At 42.9% G+C, this 23718-nt stretch carries 19 protein-coding genes and 3 tRNA genes; 6 read left to right on the forward strand and 16 right to left on the reverse strand.

Translation table 11 applies throughout. The annotated features are described in order from the left end of the window. Positions 1 to 39: 39 nt before the first annotated feature. Positions 40 to 813, reverse strand: coding sequence for an ABC transporter permease (locus tag ACFOEK_RS02765; protein WP_386715826.1), 774 nt, complete (start codon positions 811 to 813; stop codon positions 40 to 42). A 7-nt stretch (positions 814 to 820) separates the two neighbouring features. Next, on the reverse strand, positions 821 to 1786 hold the full coding sequence (locus ACFOEK_RS02770) for an ABC transporter ATP-binding protein (RefSeq protein ID WP_386715829.1): 966 nt from the start codon (positions 1784 to 1786) through the stop codon (positions 821 to 823). A 141-nt stretch (positions 1787 to 1927) separates the two neighbouring features. Here ACFOEK_RS02770 and ACFOEK_RS02775 point away from each other — a divergent pair, with 141 nt between their 5' ends. Further along, positions 1928 to 2359 carry a PA2817 family protein gene (locus tag ACFOEK_RS02775; protein ID WP_386715832.1) on the forward strand — a complete coding sequence of 144 codons (432 nt, stop codon included), beginning with the start codon at positions 1928 to 1930 and terminating at the stop codon, positions 2357 to 2359. A gap of 118 nt (positions 2360 to 2477) precedes the next feature. Here ACFOEK_RS02775 and ACFOEK_RS02780 read toward each other — a convergent pair whose 3' ends face one another. From ACFOEK_RS02780 to ACFOEK_RS02820, 9 genes are all read right to left on the reverse strand, one after another. Beyond that, positions 2478 to 4358 (reverse strand): SurA N-terminal domain-containing protein, encoded by a 1881-nt coding sequence (locus ACFOEK_RS02780; RefSeq protein WP_386715835.1) that lies wholly within the window; start codon positions 4356 to 4358, stop codon positions 2478 to 2480. A 101-nt stretch (positions 4359 to 4459) separates the two neighbouring features. Continuing rightward, positions 4460 to 4536: transfer RNA gene (locus ACFOEK_RS02785), tRNA-Asp, on the reverse strand. Between the two features lie 21 nt (positions 4537 to 4557). Beyond that, positions 4558 to 4830: an HU family DNA-binding protein gene (locus ACFOEK_RS02790; protein WP_386715838.1), complete on the reverse strand. Its 273-nt coding sequence runs from the start codon at positions 4828 to 4830 to the stop codon at positions 4558 to 4560. A gap of 254 nt (positions 4831 to 5084) precedes the next feature. Beyond that, positions 5085 to 7484 carry an endopeptidase La gene (lon, locus tag ACFOEK_RS02795; protein ID WP_386715841.1) on the reverse strand — a complete coding sequence of 800 codons (2400 nt, stop codon included), beginning with the start codon at positions 7482 to 7484 and terminating at the stop codon, positions 5085 to 5087. Between the two features lie 125 nt (positions 7485 to 7609). After that, positions 7610 to 8893 carry an ATP-dependent Clp protease ATP-binding subunit ClpX gene (clpX, locus tag ACFOEK_RS02800; protein ID WP_386715844.1) on the reverse strand — a complete coding sequence of 428 codons (1284 nt, stop codon included), beginning with the start codon at positions 8891 to 8893 and terminating at the stop codon, positions 7610 to 7612. A gap of 60 nt (positions 8894 to 8953) precedes the next feature. Continuing rightward, a complete protein-coding gene (clpP, locus tag ACFOEK_RS02805) occupies positions 8954 to 9577 on the reverse strand; it encodes an ATP-dependent Clp endopeptidase proteolytic subunit ClpP (RefSeq protein WP_386718518.1) in 624 nt (207 codons plus the stop codon). A gap of 227 nt (positions 9578 to 9804) precedes the next feature. Continuing rightward, complete coding sequence (gene tig, locus ACFOEK_RS02810) at positions 9805 to 11112, reverse strand: trigger factor (RefSeq protein ID WP_386715847.1); 1308 nt, start codon at positions 11110 to 11112, stop codon at positions 9805 to 9807. Positions 11113 to 11324: 212 nt separating this feature from the next. Next, positions 11325 to 11409 (reverse strand) — tRNA-Leu (locus ACFOEK_RS02815). 38 nt (positions 11410 to 11447) lie between these two features. Further along, positions 11448 to 11524: transfer RNA gene (locus tag ACFOEK_RS02820), tRNA-Arg, on the reverse strand. Positions 11525 to 11789: 265 nt separating this feature from the next. On the opposite strand from ACFOEK_RS02820, the gene folD reads away from it, so the two are divergent. Then, positions 11790 to 12647 (forward strand): bifunctional methylenetetrahydrofolate dehydrogenase/methenyltetrahydrofolate cyclohydrolase FolD, encoded by an 858-nt coding sequence (gene folD / locus ACFOEK_RS02825; RefSeq protein ID WP_386715850.1) that lies wholly within the window; start codon positions 11790 to 11792, stop codon positions 12645 to 12647. 223 nt (positions 12648 to 12870) lie between these two features. Here folD and ACFOEK_RS02830 read toward each other — a convergent pair whose 3' ends face one another. Beyond that, entirely contained in the window at positions 12871 to 14550 is a 1680-nt protein-coding gene (locus ACFOEK_RS02830; RefSeq protein ID WP_386715853.1) for a glutamine--tRNA ligase/YqeY domain fusion protein, read from the reverse strand. A gap of 192 nt (positions 14551 to 14742) precedes the next feature. Here ACFOEK_RS02830 and ACFOEK_RS02835 point away from each other — a divergent pair, with 192 nt between their 5' ends. From ACFOEK_RS02835 to ACFOEK_RS02845, 3 genes are all read left to right on the forward strand, one after another. Continuing rightward, a complete protein-coding gene (locus ACFOEK_RS02835; RefSeq protein WP_386715856.1) occupies positions 14743 to 15240 on the forward strand; it encodes a peptidylprolyl isomerase in 498 nt (165 codons plus the stop codon). 30 nt (positions 15241 to 15270) lie between these two features. After that, positions 15271 to 16014: a UDP-2,3-diacylglucosamine diphosphatase gene (locus ACFOEK_RS02840; protein WP_386715859.1), complete on the forward strand. Its 744-nt coding sequence runs from the start codon at positions 15271 to 15273 to the stop codon at positions 16012 to 16014. Between the two features lie 114 nt (positions 16015 to 16128). Further along, on the forward strand, positions 16129 to 17703 hold the full coding sequence (locus tag ACFOEK_RS02845) for a cation:proton antiporter domain-containing protein (RefSeq protein WP_386715862.1): 1575 nt from the start codon (positions 16129 to 16131) through the stop codon (positions 17701 to 17703). Positions 17704 to 17771: 68 nt separating this feature from the next. Here the strand turns inward: ACFOEK_RS02845 and miaE are convergent, their stop codons facing one another. Then, positions 17772 to 18389 carry a tRNA-(ms[2]io[6]A)-hydroxylase gene (gene miaE / locus ACFOEK_RS02850; RefSeq protein WP_386715865.1) on the reverse strand — a complete coding sequence of 206 codons (618 nt, stop codon included), beginning with the start codon at positions 18387 to 18389 and terminating at the stop codon, positions 17772 to 17774. A 110-nt stretch (positions 18390 to 18499) separates the two neighbouring features. Next, positions 18500 to 19144, reverse strand: coding sequence for a thiopurine S-methyltransferase (locus tag ACFOEK_RS02855; protein ID WP_386715868.1), 645 nt, complete (start codon positions 19142 to 19144; stop codon positions 18500 to 18502). Between the two features lie 47 nt (positions 19145 to 19191). On the opposite strand from ACFOEK_RS02855, the gene ACFOEK_RS02860 reads away from it, so the two are divergent. Then, positions 19192 to 20148 (forward strand): ChaN family lipoprotein, encoded by a 957-nt coding sequence (locus tag ACFOEK_RS02860; protein ID WP_386715871.1) that lies wholly within the window; start codon positions 19192 to 19194, stop codon positions 20146 to 20148. A gap of 170 nt (positions 20149 to 20318) precedes the next feature. Here ACFOEK_RS02860 and ACFOEK_RS02865 read toward each other — a convergent pair whose 3' ends face one another. Continuing rightward, positions 20319 to 21665, reverse strand: coding sequence for a hypothetical protein (locus ACFOEK_RS02865; protein ID WP_386715874.1), 1347 nt, complete (start codon positions 21663 to 21665; stop codon positions 20319 to 20321). Between the two features lie 78 nt (positions 21666 to 21743). Beyond that, positions 21744 to 23525, reverse strand: a complete 1782-nt coding sequence (locus ACFOEK_RS02870) for a parallel beta-helix domain-containing protein (RefSeq protein ID WP_386715877.1) — start codon at positions 23523 to 23525, stop codon at positions 21744 to 21746. Positions 23526 to 23718 lie beyond the last annotated feature (193 nt).

Below are 23718 nucleotides of genomic sequence, written 5' to 3' on the forward strand. Positions count from 1 at the left end.
TTTACTACTCTCTAATTCCAAAAAACAACACAGCCGTTACTACTGTCGAATACCGACACCCTTGTTCAGCAAGTGCAAACATAATCCAAACAACAGCACAGAGGTTACTAAGATCATTCCTAAAGCAAACACCAAATCAATATCTGTAATTCCTAAGAAGCCGTATCTAAAAGCATTAACCATGTGCAAAATCGGATTCAACGAAGAAACGCCTTGCCAAAACTCAGGTAACAATTGAATGGAATAAAAAACACCGCCTAGATAAGTTAAAGGCGTTAACACAAAGGTCGGCACGATGGAAATATCATCAAATGTCGTCGCAAAGAGTGCGTTTAAAAAGCCGCCTAACGAAAATAAAAATGCCGTAAAAAATACCGTAATACAAATAATAAACACGCTGTACAAAGGCAACTCAACAAAGAACAACGCAACCAAAGTCACAATCACGCCCACAGCAAGGCCTCGAGCAACACCACCTAAAGTAAAGCCAAGAAGAATAATCCAATTTGGAATTGGCGACACCAATAGTTCTTCAACACTGTGCTGAAACTTATTTCCAAAGAAAGACGACACGACATTGGAATAGGAATTAGTGATGACTGACATCATAATCAGCCCCGGGGCAATAAACTCCATATAGCTGTATCCAGCCATTTCTCCGATTCTCGAGCCAATTAGATTCCCGAAGATTATAAAATACAGCGTCATCGTAATGGCAGGCGGTAAAATGGTTTGCCCCCAAATACGAGAAAAACGTCGAATTTCTTTAACGATGATTGTCCAAAACGCAATCCAGTTAGCTTTAACTCCCATAAGTTATTTACTCCCCAGCCTTTGTTTCAACCAGAGAATCCCCTTTCGGAGCCTCTTCATTTGAAGAGCGATCCAGCATAGACACAAACATCTCTTCTAGTCTGTTTGATTTGTTTCGGAAACTTGTCACTGTGACACTTTGTTCTGTCAGTTGCTCGAACAAGATGTTTAAGGATTGATCCTTAGAAACCACAACCTCCAAAGTGTGTTCGTCTACGAGTTTTACGGGGAAATCCGCCAAAGCCACCTGCTCCATCTTATCGCCCTGCACATCAAGCAATATTGTCTGCTTATTCATCTGATTAAGCAGCTCCCTCATTGGGCAATTCACCAAAATATCGCCTTGATCGATAATCGCAATATTACGACACAGTGCTTCCGCTTCTTCTAAATAATGAGTTGTCAGAATAATGGTAATACCCTGCTGATTAATTTCCTGAAGGAATACCCACATCGAACGTCTCAATTCAATGTCCACACCTGCAGTTGGCTCATCAAGAATCAATACATCGGGCTCATGGATTAAAGCTCGCGCAATCATTAATCGGCGCTTCATACCACCAGATAGCATTCGAGCTGGAGTATCACGCTTCTCCCACAAACCAAGCTTTTTCAAATAAGATTCTGCACGTTGTTTAGCCACTGGCGCAGGTATGCCGTAATACCCTGCTTGCGTAACAACAATATCAAACACTTTTTCAAACTGATTAAAATTAAACTCTTGAGGTACCACTCCCAGTTTCATTTTGGCTTTGACTCGCTCACGATCAAGATCAAACCCCATTACCTTTACAGCTCCAGACGTTTTATTAACCAACGAAGAAACAATACCCAAAGTTGTAGATTTTCCTGCACCATTTGGCCCAAGAAGCGCGAAGAAATCGCCTTTGGCAACGTGTAAAGAAATCCCTTTCAGGGCATGAGTACCATTTGAATAAGTTTTAGCTAAGTCGTTTATTTCCAGTGCGAACATAAGAACTCAAAATTTTAAATTAAGGCGCTATAATAGCACGCTGCACAAATTCACCATGTACTAATCTTAAATGCAGTCGTAAATCTCCGATGCATTTATTGTCCATGCATTAGTACACATATAATTGTATGAAGGTTTTTAATGAGCGAATCACGCTTTGCCCAACTTCCCGAAGCAGAACAAGAAAATATTCTCTTCCATTTACGTTTACTAAAACAAAGCTACGAAGCCTTTCGTGAAAAAGAACCGTTTTTAGGTCAAGACCTAGATCAGGACGCCATTGCATTTCTAGCTGCATATGAGCAGCTTATAAAAGACATGGTGCACCTGGATCCAAACCACGTGTTCTCAGGCCAACAACTCGTTACACAGCAAATTTCGAAATACCCAGATCTTACCGAATGCTGGGCTAGAGATTTACTTTGGTACTTCGGGGGCGATTGCCTTCATTACATGCCTGACGATGAAATTGAAAAGTTTCAACAATTGGATGATGCTCGCTTCGAAGCTATTGACGAAGGAAAAGCATTTCAACGAGAAAAAGTCAGGAATAGAATTTTTGGTCTTCACTAGCGTTTAAAAGTTCGACAAAAGATTGAAAGAGCCAAATGATTTTAATTGTTATTATCAAAAGGCTCTCGAAAAAAAACCGCAGAATAATCTGCGGTTTTTTGTATGTCGTTAAAAACTATTAACGCTCAATCTCTGCTCTGTCTTTTAACGACTTCTGGTACGCCTGATACTCAGAACGAGCCAATTGATTCGCTAGCATTTGTTGCGCTGTGTCCAAATCCTGCTCATCAAGATCAGTCACTTGGTGAATCGCGTCAAGACGAATAACAACAACATCACCATTCGCTAATACTTCACGATCGAAGCTCTTCTGATTTTCAGCCAAACCTATGGTAAAGGCTTTATTGTTGATTGAAGCGTTTACGTCTGAGTTAGTACGACCCGCTTGCTCGATTACCGACCAGCTCAAGTCAGATACTAACTCAAAAGACGACAAGTCTTTACCATTTCTTAAGTGATCCAATAACTCATCAGCTAAATCACGAGCCTTCTGCTGTGCAAGCTTCTTAGTTAATCCAGAAATAACCTGTTCTTTAACTTCTTCCAAAGGCAATGTCTCAGGAATGACATGATCCAACACTCGAACCACTAAAGACTGCTCATCACTCAACTCAATCAAATTACTTGAACGCCCTTCTTCGATAAAGTCTTGATCAAATACCTGATTAACAATTTGTGGATCACTGGTTACTTGATCTGCACCACCGTCACGAGTAAAAAGCTCTGAGGTTACCACTTGGAGGGAAAGCTCTTTAGCAACTTCTTGAAGTGTATCAGCAGAGAAAGCGCTGTTTGCCAACTCTTCACCAGCTGCGACATATTCTGTTTTAGCTTTAGCCAAACGAAGATCTTGCTCCAAACGAGGTTTCATTTCTTCATAACTTGGAATGTCCTGAGTACGAATATCGACAAGTTTGATTAAATGAACACCAAACTTGGTAACAACTGGCTCAGATAACTCACCTTCGTTCATAGCAAACAAAGCTTCTTCAAAAGGCTCCACGTAAGTCCCTTTTCCAGCGAAACCTAGATCACCGCCTTGCTGAGCAGAACCTGGATCCTCTGAAAACTCTTTCGCTAGATCTTCAAAAGCTTCTCCTGCCTCAAGACGTGCTTTGATGGAGTTCATCTTCTCTACAGCAGCTTCTTCTGTAGTTTCATCGTCAACCATCACCAAAATATGAGAAGCCTTACGCTCTTCAGTGACTTCCATCTCGGCAATGCTTTGATCGTAAAGTGCCTTAATGTCTTCTTCGCTTAGTTCAACTTTGTCAGTGAAGTCATCAATCGATAAAGTAATATATTCAACTTTAACCTGCTCTTCAGTACGATACTGCTGACTATTTTCTTGGTAGTACTGATCAATCTGATCATCAGAAAGCTCCATAGAGTCTTCCATTGCAGCTCGTGCTATCGTTGTGAACGCATAATCTCTACGCTGCTGCTCTAGCTTAGCCAACTGATTAGCTTCTTTCTCTGTAACAAACGAAGTACCAGCCAAACTGCCTCGGATCTGTCCAACCATCATGTCTTCACGAACCATATCGCGAAAACTAACACGGGTATAGCCTAGGCTACGAATCGCAGAGTCATATGCATCTTGTGAAAACTGACCGTCTACTTGGAAGCTAGGTGCACTTAAAATCATAGTATCCAATGCTTGATCGGAAAATGACAAACCTTGCTCATTAGCATCAGAAGACAGAATGCTACGGTTAATTAACTCTTCAACAGCGGCATTTCTTAAAAGACCATCATCAATCAACGAGGGATCGAAGCTCTCACCAAAACGAGAATAGAGTTCACGCTTTTTCAACTCTACTGCACGCTGCACCTTAAGCTCATCAATATCTTCACCATTTACAGTGGCCGCTGGCTTAGGACCGTTAAAACTACCTACAATTGCGTCTACACCCCATAGGGCGAAAACGATAACAATCAAGCCGACCAAAATTTTGGCAAACAGGCTTTGTGTATTATTCCTGATACTCTGAAGCATGGCTAAACCTAGCTTTCCTATCTCTGATGTTATCTTTCTTATGTTCAGTAATTACTGAATTTAAATATGAAAAAGGCGCATCAGTTGATGCGCCCTAATCTTGGCGGAACAGACGGGACTCGAACCCGCGACCCCCGGCGTGACAGGCCGGTATTCTAACCAACTGAACTACTGCTCCTGAATCCCGAATGAACTAAACTTAGTTCACAGCATCCTTAAGAGCTTTACCAGCTTTGAAGCCTGGAATTTTAGCTGCAGGGATGTCGATTGGTGCACCTGTTTGAGGGTTACGACCAGTACGAGCTGCACGCTCTTTAACAGAAAAAGTACCAAAGCCAACCAACGCAACTTGGTCACCGTCTTTAAGTGCGCCAGTTACTGCAGAAATAGTTGCATCCAAAGCACGACCTGCTTCAGCTTTAGTGATGTCAGCAGATTCTGCAATAGCTTCGATTAATTCAGACTTATTCACAATATTCCCCTTTAAAAAGTCAGTAATCTAATAAACTGATCTAAGAATTCCCTGTGGTGCTTTTTGATTATTCACAAAGGAACAAAACTTATAACAACTGCCTGTCTATCCTGTCAAGCATCAGAAAGGCTAGAGTTTATCTGTCCTTAGCACGCTCAGTTTCTTATTTAAGTGCGAGTTATTTTACCTAAATCCGCACAAAAGTAACTGCCTCAAAGCACTTTTTTTTCACTTTGAGGCCACTTTTTTGTAATTTAATGTGCATTTATACGGTCATTAGCGTTTTCAGTGTCCGAAGAGGCTTCGTTAACGCTTTCATTACCGGGTTCAGGCATATATTCAAGCGCCACATCCAACACTTCATCGATCCATTTAACGGCTCGAATTTCAAGATCTTCCTTAATGTGCTCAGGAATTTCTTTCAAATCTCGAACATTATCATCAGGAATAATAATGGTCTTGATACCACCACGATGAGCAGCCAAAAGCTTTTCTTTTAGACCACCAATTGGCAAGACCTGACCTCGAAGAGTAATTTCACCCGTCATCGCCACATCGCAACGAACCGGAACTCCGGTCAACACAGACACCATTGCGGTGCACATCGCGATACCAGCACTTGGTCCATCTTTGGGTGTAGCACCTTCCGGCACATGGATATGAAGATCTTGCTTTTCATAGAAATCTTCAGGAATCCCCAAAACTCGTGAGCGACTTCTTACCACAGTAGTTGCAGCCTGAATCGACTCTTGCATTACATCACCTAAAGAACCAGTCTTAATCGTACGACCTTTACCCGGCATAGACACTGCTTCAATGGTCAATAATTCACCACCAACCTGCGTCCATGCTAAGCCTGTCACCTGACCAACTTTGTTCTCTTCTTCTGCGATGCCATATTTAAATTTCTGAACACCAATAAGATCTTCTAACGCATCAGCTTCTACTTTAACAACAGCTTCCTTACCTAAAGCTGCCGCTTTTACTACTTTACGACAGACTTTCGCAATCTCACGTTCAAGACCACGGACACCTGATTCACGGGTATAATGACGGATCAAATGTCTTAGTGCCTCTTCTGGCAACTCAAGTTCACCATCTTTAAGGCCATTATTCTTACACTGCTTAGGAAGAAGATATTTCTGAGCAATGTTTACCTTTTCATCTTCGGTATACCCCGGAATTCGAATCACTTCCATACGATCCAATAACGGTGCAGGAATGTTCATTGAGTTCGAGGTACAAACAAACATTACATCAGATAGATCGTAATCGACTTCCATATAATGATCGTTGAACGAATTATTTTGTTCCGGATCTAACACTTCCAGCAACGCAGAGGCAGGGTCGCCTCGATGATCCATTCCCATCTTGTCAATTTCATCCAATAAGAAAAGAGGATTCTTAACTCCAACTTTTGACATCTTCTGAATTAACTTACCAGGCATAGACCCAATATATGTTCTGCGATGACCACGAATTTCAGATTCATCACGCACACCACCCAAAGCCATACGAACAAACTTACGGTTTGTAGATCTAGCAATCGACTGCCCTAATGACGTTTTACCAACTCCTGGCGGACCAACCAAACAAAGAACAGGACCTTTCAATTTCTTAACACGCTTTTGAACGGCCAGATATTCAATAATACGATCTTTAACTTCCTCAAGACCGTAATGATCTTCGTTAAGAACCTCCTCCGCACGCTCAAGATCTAAACTAACTTTAGAGCGCTTCTTCCAAGGCACACTTACCAGCCAATCCAAATATCCACGAACAACTGAAGCCTCTGCTGACATAGGAGACATCATTCGAAGCTTTTTCATTTCAGCGTTAGCTTTCTCACGAGCTTCCTTAGGCATACCAGCGGCTTGGATCTTTTTATCCAATTCATCAAGCTCGCCAGAGCCCTCATCCATCTCACCAAGTTCTTTATGAATCGCCTTAATTTGTTCGTTAAGATAATACTCGCGCTGGCTTTTCTCCATTTGCTTTTTAACACGACCACGAATGCGCTTATCCACCTGAACCACATCAAGTTCACGATCGATAATGCCAAGAATTTCATCATAACGATCTAATGGATCTGCCATCTCAAGCAAAGACTGCTTCTCTGCAACTTTCAACGATGAGAAGTGAGAAGCCAATGTATCGGTCAAACGATCTAGGGAAGTGATATTTTTGATAGCGTTAACAACTTCCGATGGTAGCTTCTTACTTTGCTTAACGTATTTCTCTATCTCTTCAATAGCCGATTCAACAACGTCGTCGTATTTACCTTCCGACTCTTCTACTTCAACAATGGAAGCCTGAGCCACTAACATAGACTCTTGATCAATAAACTGCTCAATACGAGCTCGATCCAAGCCTTCAACAAGAACTTTTACAGTACCATCAGGAAGCTTCAACATTTGAAGAATCGTGGCGATAGTTCCTATTTCATATAAATCTTCAGGTGCAGGATCATCATGATTTGCATCTTTTTGCGCAACCAAAAACACTTTCTTCTCATCAGCCATTGCCTCTTCGAGAGCAGCAATTGACTTCTCTCTTCCAACAAATAAAGGAATGACCATATGCGGAAAAACAACAACATCTCGCAACGGTAAAACAGGCAACTCAATAACTTCATCAAATTCGGTTGCAGACATAGACACATCCTCTCGGTTATAACTCCGGCATACAGAAGAACAGCCGGTAAATCAGTCTTTAGGATAATGTGGGGACAAATAGTATAAATACAAGGAAAAGGCCCTAAAAAGGGCCTTTTTAATTTTTAATCGTCTGAAGATGCCACTTTAGGAGCGTCTTGAGATTCATAAATAAGAAGTGGTTCTGCTTCGGAGTTGATCACACTTTCGTCGATCACCACCTTAGTCACATTTTCTTCGGAAGGAATACGATACATAGTAGTCAAGAGCACCGACTCCAAGATAGAACGTAACCCGCGAGCACCCGTTTTACGTTCCAATGCTTTCTGAGCAACCGCTCTCAATGCATCATCTCTAAACTCAAGCTCAACACCTTCCATCTCAAACAACTTACAATATTGCTTAGTAAGAGAGTTTTTCGGCTCAACCAAAATCTCAACCAAAGCCTCTTCATCAAGCTCTGTAAGCGTTGCCACAACAGGCAATCGACCGACAAACTCAGGAATCAAGCCATAGCGAACCAAGTCTTCGGTTTCTACCTCACCTAACACTTCGCCTACCTGCTTCGAGTCATCCTTGCTTGAAACTACGGCAGAGAAACCAATACCACTTTTTTCTGTACGGTCGCGAATTACTTTATCTAACCCAGCAAAAGCACCACCGCAAATAAATAGAACATTCGCAGTATCTACTTGTAAAAATTCTTGCTGGGGATGTTTACGACCACCCTGAGGAGGCACAGAAGCAACAGTGCCCTCAATTAACTTAAGCAATGCCTGCTGAACACCTTCACCAGAAACATCACGAGTAATTGACGGATTATCAGACTTACGAGAAATCTTGTCGATCTCATCAATATACACAATGCCCATTTGAGCACGTTCTACGTCGTAATCACATTTTTGAAGCAGCTTCTGAATGATATTTTCAACGTCTTCACCTACATAACCGGCTTCGGTCAAGGTTGTTGCATCAGCAATGGTGAAAGGTACATTCAGAAGACGAGCCAAGGTATCAGCCAACAAGGTCTTACCGCTACCTGTTGGACCAATAAGCAAGATATTACTCTTACCAAGCTCAACATCACCACCACGATCCCCATATCGAAGACGCTTATAGTGATTATAAACAGCCACTGACAATACGATCTTAGCCTTATCTTGGCCAATCACATACTCATCAAGTGTTTCCTTAATTTCATGAGGAGAAGGCAGACGATCACCTTGTGATTCTGCTTCTGCTTCCTGCACTTCTTCACGAATAATATCGTTACACAGATCAACACACTCATCGCAAATAAAGACCGAAGGCCCTGCAATCAGTTTTTTTACTTCGTGTTGACTTTTACCACAAAACGAACAATACAGAAGCTTTCCGTTATCGTCGCCTTTTTTAGTTTCGTCGGACATCGACTACTCCGTTTATTCTTTACTTGCCACTAAAAAATATCGGCACCTATTCTGGGTATATTAGGACGCAGTTTCTCTTCTGTCGAGCACTGCATCCACTAAACCGTACTCTTTAGCCTGAATTGCCGACATAAAGTTGTCTCGCTCGGTATCACGCTCGATTGTTTCCATTGGTTGACCAGTGTGATCCGCCAAAGTTCGATTCAAACGATCACGTAAATCCAAGATCTCTTGCGCATGAATTTTAATATCAGACGCTTGACCTTGAGCACCACCGCTTGGCTGGTGAATCATGACACGAGAATTAGGCAGCGCATAACGCTTGCCTTTCTCACCAGCCGCTAATAAGAAAGCCCCCATAGAACAGGCTTGACCGATACACATAGTACTTACATTCGGTTTAATAAACTGCATGGTGTCATATATTGAAAGACCAGCAGTCACAGACCCACCAGGAGAATTAATATATAGATGAATGTCTTTATCAGGGTTTTCTGACTCTAAGAACAATAACTGAGCCACAATAAGGTTAGCCATATGATCTTCAACTTGACCAACCAAGAAAATCACACGCTCTTTTAATAAACGAGAATAGATATCGTACGAACGCTCACCACGGGACGTCTGCTCGATGACCATAGGAACCAATGACGCACTTGGATCTGTTGCATCCATACCATTCATAGACGAAAACGGGTTACCAAAAGGATAGTTAGTCATTAACCGTCCACTCCCTCAGTTTGATACATTTCCCTGAAAAAATGCTCATTTTATAAGCAAAATCAGACTATTATTTTTTAAATTCACTATCTGATACAAAATAGCACCTGTCGTTGCCGAATGGAACCACTCGCGACAAGTGCTATTGTTTTATTTCCTAAACACAGAGTTCAGGATTAAAAAATAAGCTATTACGCTTGACCTTCAGGCTTAACAGCGTCTTGGTAGCTCATTTCTTTTTCTTCTACTTTCGCAGACTCTAGAACCTTCTCAACAACCTGCTCTTCTAGCACAACCGCTTTAAGTTGATTTAGTTGCTCAGGGTTGTTTTTATACCAGTCGATAACCTGCTGTGGCTCTTGGTAAACAGAAGCCATTTCATTCAGCATTGCATCAACTTTTTCACCATCAGCAGTTAATTCATTAGACTTAATGATTTCAGCAACAATCAAACCTACATGAACACGCTTTTGAGCCTGATCCTGGAACATTTCAGCTGGAAGAGATTTCGGGTCAAAACCTTGACCACCACCAAACTGCTGAACAGCTTGCTGACGCATACGATCGATTTCTTCATTAATCAAAGACGCAGGAATCTCAACTTCATTCTGCTCAACCAAACCATCCATCACCTGGTTTTTAACCTTAGTTTTGATAGCTTGATCTAGCTCACGCTCCATATTCTTTTTAACTTCAGCACGGAAAGAAGCTTCATCATTACCTTCTACACCGAAACGAGCGAAGAACTCATCATTCAACTCAGGAAGTTTTTGCTCAGAAACAGCTTTTACAGTTACAGCGAACTGTACAGCTGCACCAGCTAGATCTTTATTACCGTAATCTTCTGGGAACGTCAGATCCAATACTTTTTCATCGCCAGCTTTAGCACCTACAAGGCCATCTTCAAAACCAGGAATGAACGTGTTAGAACCTAGAGTCAGAGGTGCGTTTTCAGCTTTACCGCCATCAAACTCTACACCTTCTTTAGTGCCAACATAATCGATTGTCACTTGATCGCCGTCAGCAGCTTCACGCTCAACTTCTTCCCAAGTTGCTTGCTGTTTACGCAAGATATCGATCATCTCAGAAACGTCTTCATCAGAAATTTCTACTTTAGGACGAACCACTTCAACAGAGTCCATACCTTTCACTTCTACTTCTGGATACACTTCAAATGTTGCAACATAAGAGAAGCTTGATTCTTCAGCAGCTTCCACAGGCTCAATTGAAGGCGCGCCAGCAGGGTTTAGCTTTTCCTGCATTACAGCTTCAAAATAAGTAGAACGCATTAATTCGCTAAGAACTTCCTGACGCACACCTAAGCCATATCGACGCTTAACTTCGCGCATAGGAACTTTACCAGGACGGAAACCATCAATACGCACACGTTTTGCTGTATCTTTTAAACGCGTCTCAACTTCTGAATCGATACGATCAGAAGGGATTTCAACCGTCATTTTGCGCTCTAGGCCAGATGTTGTTTCAACTGAAACTTGCATGGAACTTCCTCAAAATTTAACCAAATTCGTAATGATGCCTATGTTGATGCTGGCTCACTTAAAATAATCAGCCATTCACAGCATCAGTACGGCAAAAAAATAAACCGCTACTTTAAGGATTGAACGCACGAGAATCAAGAGAAATATGAGAAATTAAAGGGCAATTTCAGATAAAAACAAGACAGAAAAAGAGAGAACACAAAGAAAACAAATGGTGCGGAAGGAGAGACTCGAACTCTCACGCCGTGAAGCACTGGAACCTAAATCCAGCGTGTCTACCAATTTCACCACTTCCGCATTTTGAATAGCACTTAAGAGGATCCAACAACCTTAAATGGCACGCCCGGCAGGACTCGAACCTGCAACCTACGGCTTAGAAGGCCGTTGCTCTATCCGGTTGAGCTACGAGCGCATATAAAGACCATGCGATGACCATCTCAAGTGGACGCAAATTATAATCAGCTTTTCTTGACCGTCAACTATTTTTTAACTTTTTTCATTAATACCCTAAATACAAAAGACTTTCTCCATCCTCCCTCTCCTTTAATCAATTAACTATCGAGTATCCCAGCACTTAGAGATGACATACTTAAACTGTCATGAGAAAATGCGCGCAAATTTTCTCACCGGACTGACCTAGCCAATTAACAAGTCCACCGCTGATAGGATCGATAACAATGACAGCCCAAATCATTGATGGTAAAAAAATCTCTGAAGACATTAAGGCAAAGATTGCAACACAAGTTGCTGCCCGTGCAGAACAAGGAAAGCGCGCACCAGGTTTAGCCGTTGTTCTGGTAGGAGGCAACCCAGCCTCTCAAGTCTATGTAGCTCATAAGCGTAAGTCGTGCCAGCAAGTTGGCTTCCTATCAAAATCCTTCGACCTTCCAGAAAACACCACACAAGATGCACTGGAAAAGCTAATCGACGACCTAAACAGCGATGATGAAATCGATGGTATTCTTGTTCAGCTACCTCTTCCGGCGCACCTTCAAGCCGACGATATTCTTGAAAGAATTCGCCCAGATAAAGATGTTGATGGCTTCCATCCTTATAACTTAGGAAGACTGGCCCAGCGCTTACCAGTATTACGCCCCTGCACACCAAAAGGCGTTGTTACCCTACTGGAATCAACAGGCATCGATTTCCACGGAAAGCACGCGGTAATTGTTGGTGCGTCAAATATTGTCGGTCGCCCTATGGGTCTAGAGCTACTTATTAAAGGCTGCACTGTTACCACTACTCATAGATTCACCAAAGACCTGCCAGGTCATTTAGCCCAAGCAGACATTGTCATTGCTGCGGCAGGTAAAGCAGGCCTAGTGAAAGGTGAATGGATACCAGATGGCGCAATTGTTATTGACGTAGGTATTAACCGTTTAGATAACGGTAAGTTAGTCGGTGATGTAGAGTTTGAAGAAGCCGCTAAGCGCGCTGCATGGATCACCCCAGTTCCAGGTGGTGTTGGCCCAATGACGGTGGCCACTCTAATGGAAAACACCTTGTTTGCGTGTGCCGAACTACACGACAAATAAAGTAGAGTCATGACAAGTTAAATAAGACACATAAAGCAGACACAAAAAAACCGGCTTAATAGCCGGTTTTTTATATTGAAGCCCTATAGCCACAACCAATACTTCCTGAGGCACAGTGAGAGAAAGTTAGACAAGGCAAAAGCTTACGAAAACGCGGAGTTTATATTTTATAAATGAGCATTCAAGTAAGCTTTTAACGCCGTATAACTGATCTCACGAAGCTTCAGTCGCCAATTTTGGCCCAGGTATCACGCAGCCCAATAGTTTTATTCAGAACCAATTGATCAGGCTTACTGTCTTCGCTATCAATACAGAAGTAACCTTCACGCTCGAACTGGTAACCTTGTTCCGGCTGACCTTCTGCAACGCTTGGTTCTACCCTCGCAGTTTTAACGACCGTCAACGCATCAGGATTAATCAATTCAAGGAAACTTTTCTCTTTATTCCCATCCGGGTTTTCATCCAAGAATAAACGATCATACAAACGAACTTCAGCTGGCAGAGATTCGGTTGCGGAAACCCAGTGAATTACACCTTTGACCTTACGACCGTCTTCCGGGTTTTTACCCAAAGTATCCGCATCATAAGTACAGATGATTTCAACGACTTCGCCGTTTTCATCTTTGATCACTTCATCAGCACGAATCACGTATGCATTACGCAAACGCACTTCTTTACCTAAAACAAGACGCTTGAACTTCTTATTTGCCTCTTCACGGAAATCCTCTTTATCAATGAAGATTTCGCGAGTGAAAGGCAAAGTACGCTCACCCATCTCTTTTTGAGGGTGTAAAGGCGCAGATAATTGCTCAACTTGTCCTTCAGGATAATTCTGAATGGTAATTTTCAACGGGTTTAGCACACACATTGCACGCGGTGCATTGTCATTCAGATCATCACGAATTGCTGCTTCCAGCATAGCCACATCTACTGTGCTGTTCGCTTTAGCCACACCAATTGAATCACAGAACTTACGAATAGCCGTTGGAGTGTAACCACGACGACGCATACCTGAGATAGTAGGCATACGAGGGTCATTCCACGCAGTTACATGCCCTTCATCTACCAGCTGCTTCAGCTTACGTTTACTGGTAACGGTGTAGTTCAATTGCAGACGCGCAAATTCAATTTGCTGCGGATGACAATCAATCGAAATGTTATCCAGTAACCAATCATACAATGGACGATGATCTTCAAACTCAAGTGTACATAAAGAATGAGTTATGCCTTCCAACGCATCAGAGATTGGATGCGTAAAGTCATACATAGGGTAAACACACCACTTATCACCTGTTTGATGATGCTCAGCAAAACGAATACGATAAATTATCGGATCGCGCATATTCATATTTGGCGAAGCCATATCGATTTTGGCTCGAAGCACCATTTTACCTTCTTCGAATTCACCATTTTTCATGCGTTCGAACAAGTCCAGATTCTCTTCTACAGAGCGATTACGGTATGGGCTTTCTTTACCTGGCTCTTTTAGATTGCCACGATATTCTCGCGCTTGTTCAGGCGTAAGCTCACATACATACGCCTTACCTGATTTAATCAATTCAAGCGCATAGCCATGAAGTTGATCAAAGTAGTTGGAGGCAAATTTAGGCTCACCCGGCCATTGAAAACCCAACCACTCAACATCATTACGAATGGATTGGATGTATTCTGGGTTCTCTTTTTCCGGATTAGTATCATCAAAACGTAAATTACATACACCCTGGAATGATTGTGCGATGCCAAAGTTTAAACAAATTGACTTAGCATGCCCCACATGAAGATAGCCATTTGGCTCAGGTGGAAATCGCGTAATAATGTTAGAGTGTTTGCCTGAATCTAAATCTTTATCGATGATCTGGCGGATAAAATTACTAGGAGTGCTTGGAGCCTCAGGTGTTGCCATAGTTAAAATTCACTATCCCTAAAACAAACGTGTTTTTTTAAATCGTTCAAAATCGTATTATGTAAAAACTGGAAATAATTGTACCTGTGTGCACTACTTAGTGCTACTCGTTTAACGCGCTACATTTGTGCAATCTGTACAAAAAGTGTAACCAGTCATTAATCTGAACTTTAAATAAGATAGAGGCTATTCATGATCCGTCTAACCACCAATTTCGGTAACATCGACATTCAACTTGACTTCGAAAAAGCACCGGAAACAGCTAAAAACTTCGAAGAATATGTAAAAAGCGGCTTCTATGATGGCGTTATCTTTCACCGTGTAATCAATGGCTTCATGATTCAGGGCGGCGGTTTTGAGCCTGGCATGAAAGAAAAGCGCACGAATGATCCAATCAAAAACGAAGCCAACAACGGTCTGAGCAACATGACTGGCACCATTGCAATGGCTCGTACGATGGATCCACACTCTGCTTCAGCGCAGTTCTTCATTAACGTATCTGATAACACCTTCCTAGACCACACAGCCGAAACAATGGAAGGCTGGGGTTATGCCGTATTTGGTAAAGTCACTGAAGGTATGGACGTAGTTGAGCAAATCAAAAAAGTACCTACGACGATGGCGATGGGTCACCAAGACGTTCCTGTTGAAGACGTTATCATTGAAAAAGCAGAAGTTGTTGAAGAATAATCAGAGAATTCATTGAGTCATATCTAATCTATGAGCACTCTGTTTATATCAGATCTACATCTGCATGAAGGACGCCCGGATTTAACCCGGGCGTTTTTTCAATTCCTCGACAACAAAGTTAAACCTAAAGACACCCTGTACATTCTTGGTGACTTTTTTGAAGTCTCAGTTGGGGATGACCTATTAACCCACTTTCAAATTACTATTTGTGAGAAATTAAGCCAACTGAAAACCAAAGACATCAGAGTCTATTTCATGCATGGCAACCGTGATTTCTTACTAGGTAAACGCTTTAGCCAACTGTCAGGCACTGAATTACTTCCAGACCCATTAAGAATCCAAGTCGGCTTAACACAAATTTTGCTTTCTCACGGCGACATATGGTGCACCAGCGATGAAAGCTATCAGAAATACCGCCGGATAGTCCGAAACCCTATCGTGCAATGGCTATTTTTGAAGCTCCCTAAAAGGGTTCGTCATAACATCGGTCAAAAACTCCGAAACAAGAGCAAAGGCCGTGAAGTTCATGACTACAGCATTCTCGATGTAACACCTGAAGCGATTGAGCAAGAGATGATCAACAATCAAGTACCAATCGTAATTCATGGACACACCCACAGACCAGCACGCCACCCGTTACCCGAGATAGCCATGGCTTTACATACAACTCAAGCAGAGAGGATTGTTCTTGGTGATTGGGATAAGAAAGGCTGGTATTTAAAGCTGGAAAACGGTCAATTTTCTTTGATTGATTTTGACATAGATCCAATATAACAGGGCATATCTTGGGTTAATCTTTCGATCAACAGTTAATTCTAAAACCACTGAACACTCGATTCGGAATTACAACAGAAGATAAATTCCAATCAATTCTATAAGGGTTAGTTAATGGATTTTATTTGGATATTAATTGCTTATCTCTTTGGCTTTGCCTTTAAACAATTAAATCTACCACCTTTGATTGGTTATCTTATTGCCGGTTTTGCCTTGCATGCTTACGGTCTCGAAGCTGACTCCCTGCTACAAACCTTGGGAAATCTGGGCGTTACCCTATTACTCTTCACCATTGGTCTAAAAATTCATCTAAAAGACCTGACTCGTATTGAAGTTTGGGGCGGCACTTTATTTCACATGGCCATTTGGGTTGCTGCGTTAACTGGCATGTTAACGCTACTCTCCATGAGTGCCCTGCCTTACTTCAGCGATTTAACCCTGCAATCCGCAGCCATCATCGCCTTCGCCTTAAGCTTCAGTAGCACCGTTTGTGTCGTAAAACTCCTTGAAGACAGTGGTGAAATGAAAACTCGCCATGGCAAATTAGCGATAGGCATTTTGGTCATCCAAGATATTGCTGCCGTTTTATTTTTAGTCTTTGCAAAAGGTGAGTTACCTACCATTTGGGCTTTGGGATTAATACTCCTAGCCTTCTCTCAGCCAATCTTTAATTGGGTATTAAATCGCTCTGGTCATGGTGAAATGCTCCCCCTAACCGGGTTTTTATTAGCCTTTGGCGGCTACGAACTCTTTGAATTAGTTGGTATGAAAGGCGATCTTGGCGCCTTAGTATTTGGTGTTTTATTAGCTCAGCACAGAAAATCAGGTGAACTTGCTAAGGCCTTATTGAGCTTTAAAGACCTATTCCTGATCGGCTTCTTCCTAGCCATTGGGTTTACCGCTTTACCAACGTTAGACATGTTCGTTATCGCACTCGGACTCTGCCTTCTTTTACTGGTAGTTAAAGCGCTGCTTTATTTTGCTCTGCTTACAGGGTTGAAACTACGCGGTCGAACCTCTTATCTGGCAGGGCTTTCACTGATGAACTTCAGCGAGTTTGGCCTCATTGTGATGGTTTTAAGTGTTAATTCAGGCTGGCTAGACAACAACTGGCTGGTCATTATTGCCTTGGCCGTATCAATTTCCTTCGTTATTACCAGCATTACCTACAAAGGAGCTCACGGCTTTTATGCTCGGAATAAATCAATTATCCGTAAATATGAACGCTCAGAACGCTTAAACCGCGATATTTTCTGCCAACCCCCTAACGCTGAAGTTTTGGTTATTGGTCTAGGTCGAGTCGGCCAAGGCGCCTACAAAGCCCTCCACAAAGAAATTGGCGACCGGGTATGTGGTATTGATGCTGACAATTTAACGATCAAGCATCTCACCGAAGAAGGTCTACCCGTGGTCATGGGCGATGCGGAAGATGCAGACTTCTGGGACAACCTCAACCTGGCTCCCGTTAAGCTGGTAATGCTTGCCTTACCAAGCATAGAAGATATGAAAAACATCACAGAGCAGTTACAGTTGAGTAACTACAAGGGCTCTATCGCAGGGATAGCACGCTATGCGGATGAACAAGAGTTACTAAGAGAAAGCGGAATCGATCACGTTTTCAACTTCTTCGCGGAAGCAGGTAGCGGTTTCGCTGAGGAAAGCCTTAAGATCATAGCGCCTCAAAGCTAAGAAAAATAAAGGATACTTAAAACAAAAACGGGCAATCTGAGGCCCGTTTTTTATAAATTTTTTTGCTCTTATGCCGGCACACCACTATGAAACCTAAACAACTCATCCGGTGATTGGATCGCTTCTTTCTCAACCGCAGCAAAATACTCAATACGCTCATCAATCGGCTTACCCGCATATTTTTCGGCAAGCGTAATGTAATCCTTATAATGACGTGCTTCTGACTTTAGCAACGAGATGTAAAACTTCTGCAGCTCTTCATCCAAATGAGGCGCTAACTTAGAAAAACGTTCGCACGATCTCGCTTCAATAAAAGCGCCTACGATCAAGGTATCTATCACTTTATCCGGGTCTTGCTTTCTCACACCCGAGTTCATCATTCCTGCATATCGAGACGGCTGGTGTGAACGATACTTCAAACCACGCTTTTTGATGATTTTCATCACCTGCTCAAAATGCACCAATTCTTCACGCGCCAAACGAGACATCTTATGCAGCAAATCAGGTTTATCTGGATGCTTAAACATCAGGTTTAGTGCAGTACGTGCAGCACACTTTTCGAGATACGCATGATTTACCAAAAGCATGTCCTGGTTTTTCAAGGCTTCTTGAACCCATTCATCCGGGGTTTCACATGGTAAAAATGCTTTTAGCTCTTCAAGCGCTTGAGGATCAACGTGCTGCATGAATAAATGTCTCTGATCGGTTTACAAATTGCGCGGCATTATAACGGAAAGCATTTGCTTGGGCAGCACTTACATTGAAAGCGCTGACATAGAAAATACTCACTATTTCTTTACCAAACCCATATATGCTCTTTAAAGCTGGTCAGACCTTTGGACTTCCAACGAGGCTCTTCTTCGATCAACTCAATAGCCCCTACTCGCTCCAAATGACCATTCCACAGCGAGATCAGTTCTTCATCCAGCACTGAGAATGGTGGACCTGAAGCGACACTTTGATCATAAACCGTCGTAATAATCAGACCATGACTTGATGCTTTTAATAATGACTGACAATGACGAATATAATCAGCGCGCATTTCCTGAGGCAATGCAATTAGCGCCGCTCGATCGTACAAAGCATCAAACGACTCACCGTTAAAATTGAAGAAATCACCCACGACAAACACAATTGGCAACTGATCACATTGAAAGACGTTAAAGTCGTTACCGTTAACTTTTCGTTCAGAAACTTGAGCTGTTAGCCCATTTTCCTTGAAGAAATCCCGAGCCGCGATTTCGGATAACTCGACACCCGTAACTCGATAACCTTGCTCGACTAGCCAAAGCATATCTTTGGTCTTACCACATAAAGGAACAAGCACCGATGATCCTTCAGAGAGCTTAGGAAAATACTTCACAAGCTCAGGATGACCATTCTCTTGATGAAAACCAACCTGATCCAATTGCCATTTGTTGTGCCAAAAGCTATGTTCCATAAATTATCACTTGTCTTATTTTTTAACTTCAGATGATTGGAAGCATTATGCCATTAATACTCGTACGATCCTGCGCCGTTTTATTTGTTAGCCTGGTGTCAGTGCTACTGATCACAGCCTGCAGCCCCTACATTCAAACACAAATGCTCTGGCAATCTGCATTATCAGTTGACCATTCCTTAGTTGGCGATATTGTCCGAACTTCGGATCGTCGTCGCGTTCAGCCAGAACAACTCATCAAAGAATTGAGCTCCGCTAATTACGTGCTTATTGGTGAAAAACACGATAACCCCGATCATCACCACTTGCAGAACTGGATACTGACAGAGTTATTACCCGAAACCAAATACCATCTGGTCCTTGAAATGCTGAATTACGATCAGCAAGACACCCTATCTCAGCTAACCTCTAATTCATTAACGGAAGAAATTTCAGAAGCCACGAACTTCGATCAAGCAGGCTGGCCTTCCAAATATTATATGCCGCTTGTGCAAACTGGATTAACCAAAGGCGCGGCCATCGTCGCAGGTAATTTACCCAAAGACGACCTCATGAAGATTTATAGAAAAGGCTTCGATGATTTAGACCCAAACCGTTTTTCCACCGCCGATGTAGTAACGGGCGAACAGCTAACGGCACTTGAACAAGAAATTCATAGTCAACACTGCGATATGCTCCCTGCCACTCAAACTGCACCTATGGCTAAGATTCAAATCGCAAAGGATGCCAGCATGGCGTTTAGCCTCTCGCAAAACGATAAAGCAGTTCTTATTGCCGGTAATTATCACGTAAATAAGGAAAACGGGGTTCCATTGCATCTAACAAAACGGTCACCCACAAAGAAAACCTTGGTCATACAAATTGTTGAAGTTAACGACAATTACGAGACCGTCGAACTATTAAACGCGGATAAATTAAACCAAGCTGATTTTCTCTGGTTTACACCACGATGGTCAGATAAAGATTATTGCGAAGACATGAAGCGCCATACGCAAAAACAATAAGCGCGCGCACCTCGGATTTATCGGATTTAGAAGTTAAGAAGAGCCCCAAAATAAAAAGGGGCAGCTATGAAACTGCCCAAATATTACATCGCTCAAAGTAATTTATTGCTCAAGACACTTGATTGCCTAAGATAATGGTAAGCCCGAACCTTGAGTTCGGGCTGGCCCATCTAGGGAGTACAGTTAGCTGGATCCATCTGATTAATCCAGGCACTGATCAAGCTCACCCCTTCATCGTGCGTAGTCACTCGACCAAGTTCCGGCATCTTATGACGAGAATCAGTGGTTTCAACGCGGAATTTCAAGTAAGACAAATCAGCACGACTTGGTACCACATCCTGAGGATAGCTGTTATGGCCACCAGCAACCGGCGTCTTACAAACACCAAACTTGGTCTGATCATCCTCAAAGTCACGGTTATATTCCACCTGTAACCCTGTACTACCAGCAGCGCCACGATACGTATCGGCAAGGTTAGAACCATCACCCAATTCAATCTCTGCAATGGTTAAACCTGCACGGTGACAGTGAGCACAGTTAATATCCAAATAGGCTTCCGCCGCATCCTGAATTTCTGCTTCAGACATATTGACTAGCGCAGCTTCATTCTCATCACGATAGGTAGGTGTGACTGGAACGGATGTCAGATTTGGTAAGCCAGAGAGGATCCCGTGCTCAGCCCAAAAGGTCAGCTGGTTAGCGGTTTCATTTTCAGTCTGGATTAACGCAGAACCACTGGTGTAATCGAAGTCACGATTCAAGAAACGCGCCTTAGGACCAATTGGTAGAGTAATCTTTGGAAGACCCGCCGATTGAACAGCGTGACATGACAGGCAGGAAGCCTGAGACGGAACGATATAATCAAAGGTTCTTGCAGTACCTTCGTGCGTTGTGGTCACAGTCACTGTTTTAGAAGCAATGGACAATTCCGCATCGGTATCTCCTGAACCAGGGTTCCAATAATACGGACGAGCAACCCAACCATTCTCACGATGAATCAATAAACGCGTTTCAATCACCACCTCAGCACCATCCGGGGCCGAGGTATCGACTGGCATAGCGAAGGTTTTTACAATGACCGAACCAATAGGAAAGTTCAGCACTTCATTTTCATTGTACTTGATGGTTTCACCTTCAGGCACAAACGCAAAACGATATTTTGATGCGTAATCCGTGAATAACGGTGTGGTCAGATCAAAGATCACACCACCGGCATTCGGATTAGTCGTTGGGTCGGTGGAATCCTGAAACAGATTATAGTCCGACAGATTCGGACAGTTTTCTGTCATCAAAGCATCCCAGTTCACCCCATCTGTGACAGCATCACAATCACCTTCGTTTCCAGAAGCGGCACTGGCACCACTGTTGATCATGGTTCCGGTAGTAGAACCGCCACCGGAAGTCGCCGAAGATCCAGAACTATCAGAATCACTACAGGCAGCCATCACACTGGCAGCCGCTAACAAGACGCTCAATCGAGTCATCTTTCCAAAATTTAAATTTTCAAACACACTCATCTATCTACCCTCGCTTAAAAACACAGATATAAATCGACTTCACCAAAGAGAGTTTTCTTTGGCGAAGGGTTTAGCGATTTATAAAGAACACGCCGGTTCGGCTAGGTCATCGCCATTACAGCCATAAACCTTGCCACGGAAAGTCACTTCCGCTGGCGCTAAGCGAGTAGGATCAGTATCACACTGAAGAAGAGTTCGTGCCGGGCCATCCATACGCTGCGATAGCAAACGAGCCGCAGGATCAGCACCATTCCAGTTAGCAGCATCCGCAGGATCGGTATCGTAAACAACACCAATGTTCACGTTTTCATAAGCAAGATGGTTTGTGGAATCACCAGCATCACTAATGTTGTTTCCATTAATGTTATTTCCAATACAGATTTTATCGGCATCAGAGAAGGCATCGTGGTCAACACCATCGTCTTTTGCAGATTGACTGACGATAGCGTCCCAACCAGCTAACGCACCTGCGTTAGACAATAGCTCACCGATCCCATCATAAAGAATGTTCGGGAATACCGTTGGCACACCGGACATATCATTCGCCGCACCACCTTCGTAACCAGCAACAATCTGATCAAATGCAGGAAGTGTTGCTACACCACCAATGGATGGTCCACGCGCATCACCACCATTTCGAGCAAAAGTATTACTGTGGATACTGACATTCTTTAATAACGGGCTCCAGCCATCAGCGATTGTCCCTTCGTAATTACCAGAACCATCGCCCACTACATAGCCAGCAACATTATCATCCGCCATGAAGTAGGTTGCGATTTCGATGGCCGCCGTTTCGTTATCAGTAAATTCGTTGTTGTACACTTCTACATTACTGGTTGCGAAAATAAGTGCCCCCGTTCCAGGCGGAACAATACCGACAGCACCACCACCTGCGAAGTTTTCAGAGTTATTGGCATACGCTTGGTTATTGAACACACGTACATTACCGCCGTACGCTTGCTCCAACCCTGGCAAATCAAAAATCAAAATACCACCGGTATTCCCTACAGCCAGGTTGTTGTACACATCAGCGTTAAAAGAGTTTTCAATCTCAATACCTGCAACGTTTTCTTTAGCAATATTGTCACGCACCACAATATTAGATGATTGACCAACATAGATACCGGCATCAGCAGAGCCACGGGCGTAGTTATGCTCCATTAGAACGTTGGTACTCTGCAGAGGATAAAGACCGTAAGCGCCATTCTCATCATTCAACTCACCTTCCCAAATGGTCGCGGTGTAAGCCAAATGAACACCGTCAGAGTTGGTCACCTTAATGCCGTTTTTAGGCGCTTCATAGACACTGAAGTCACGAGCAGTAATGTTAGATCCACCCTCAAAACGGATCGCATCATCTCCGGTAGAATTGGTGAAATTCAGTTTGGTTTCATTGATTCCGTAACCGGTCAGGGTTAAACCATCAGCATTATCAATCACGATGGTATCGTTAACGACAAACTCACCTTTTGGTAATACTAGGGTTGCATCACTAAGACCGCTGTCAGACAGTTCAAATAATGCCACTTGAATCGCTGCAGTGATATCCACCTCATCTGCCGCCGCAGCTGCTTCAGGCAGTTCTACATAAATTGCATTGCTCGGGAAAATATAGCCAGATGTGGTTACGTTTGAACCGTCCGGATTTGCCACACCACCGTTACCCGCACTTGCTGAAGCACCATCGGCTCCAGCAGGGCCTGCTGGTCCAGCCGGACCTTGATCACCATCATCGCCATTACAGGCGGTTAACATTGCTGCAGTTAGACAAACTGCCAATGCTTTCTTAACCCAACCCGTAGGCTGAGCAGAAGACAGACGTAAGTTATCTAAAACATGTGTTGATGTTCGACTCGTCATTCCTAATCTCCAGATCACTTATTTTTGTAATTATTACGAGATAAGAAATTAAAGAATTCACAAATATTGAACGAGCGAAAGCTATAAGCAGATTCAAAAGACCACTACCCAATTCTTTAAAAAATGTTATTTTTCAATAGATTACGAGAACTAAAAAGCACACCCAGAACAGGTGTGCAATTCTTCAAATTCA

This window comes from Litoribrevibacter euphylliae (genome assembly GCF_042646085.1).
GTDB lineage: Bacteria > Pseudomonadota > Gammaproteobacteria > Pseudomonadales > Litoribrevibacteraceae > Litoribrevibacter > Litoribrevibacter euphylliae.

Bases quoted from the DNA above. Each gene is read 5' to 3' on its own strand.
- ACFOEK_RS02855 (WP_386715868.1), bottom strand. From the start codon at position 19,144: ATGGAACATAGCTTTTGGCACAACAAATGGCAATTGGATCAGGTTGGT.
- clpP (WP_386718518.1), bottom strand. From the start codon at position 9,577: ATGAATGGTATGGATGCAACAGATCCAAGTGCGTCATTGGTTCCTATG.
- ACFOEK_RS02765 (WP_386715826.1), bottom strand. From the start codon at position 813: ATGGGAGTTAAAGCTAACTGGATTGCGTTTTGGACAATCATCGTTAAA.
- ACFOEK_RS02830 (WP_386715853.1), bottom strand. From the start codon at position 14,550: ATGGCAACACCTGAGGCTCCAAGCACTCCTAGTAATTTTATCCGCCAG.
- ACFOEK_RS02775 (WP_386715832.1), top strand. From the start codon at position 1,928: ATGAGCGAATCACGCTTTGCCCAACTTCCCGAAGCAGAACAAGAAAAT.
- folD (WP_386715850.1), top strand. From the start codon at position 11,790: ATGACAGCCCAAATCATTGATGGTAAAAAAATCTCTGAAGACATTAAG.
- miaE (WP_386715865.1), bottom strand. From the start codon at position 18,389: ATGCAGCACGTTGATCCTCAAGCGCTTGAAGAGCTAAAAGCATTTTTA.
- ACFOEK_RS02845 (WP_386715862.1), top strand. From the start codon at position 16,129: ATGGATTTTATTTGGATATTAATTGCTTATCTCTTTGGCTTTGCCTTT.
- clpX (WP_386715844.1), bottom strand. From the start codon at position 8,893: ATGTCCGACGAAACTAAAAAAGGCGACGATAACGGAAAGCTTCTGTAT.
- tig (WP_386715847.1), bottom strand. From the start codon at position 11,112: ATGCAAGTTTCAGTTGAAACAACATCTGGCCTAGAGCGCAAAATGACG.
- ACFOEK_RS02840 (WP_386715859.1), top strand. From the start codon at position 15,271: ATGAGCACTCTGTTTATATCAGATCTACATCTGCATGAAGGACGCCCG.
- ACFOEK_RS02865 (WP_386715874.1), bottom strand. From the start codon at position 21,665: ATGAGTGTGTTTGAAAATTTAAATTTTGGAAAGATGACTCGATTGAGC.
- lon (WP_386715841.1), bottom strand. From the start codon at position 7,484: ATGTCTGCAACCGAATTTGATGAAGTTATTGAGTTGCCTGTTTTACCG.
- ACFOEK_RS02835 (WP_386715856.1), top strand. From the start codon at position 14,743: ATGATCCGTCTAACCACCAATTTCGGTAACATCGACATTCAACTTGAC.
- ACFOEK_RS02770 (WP_386715829.1), bottom strand. From the start codon at position 1,786: ATGTTCGCACTGGAAATAAACGACTTAGCTAAAACTTATTCAAATGGT.
- ACFOEK_RS02860 (WP_386715871.1), top strand. From the start codon at position 19,192: ATGCCATTAATACTCGTACGATCCTGCGCCGTTTTATTTGTTAGCCTG.
- ACFOEK_RS02780 (WP_386715835.1), bottom strand. From the start codon at position 4,358: ATGCTTCAGAGTATCAGGAATAATACACAAAGCCTGTTTGCCAAAATT.
- ACFOEK_RS02870 (WP_386715877.1), bottom strand. From the start codon at position 23,525: ATGACGAGTCGAACATCAACACATGTTTTAGATAACTTACGTCTGTCT.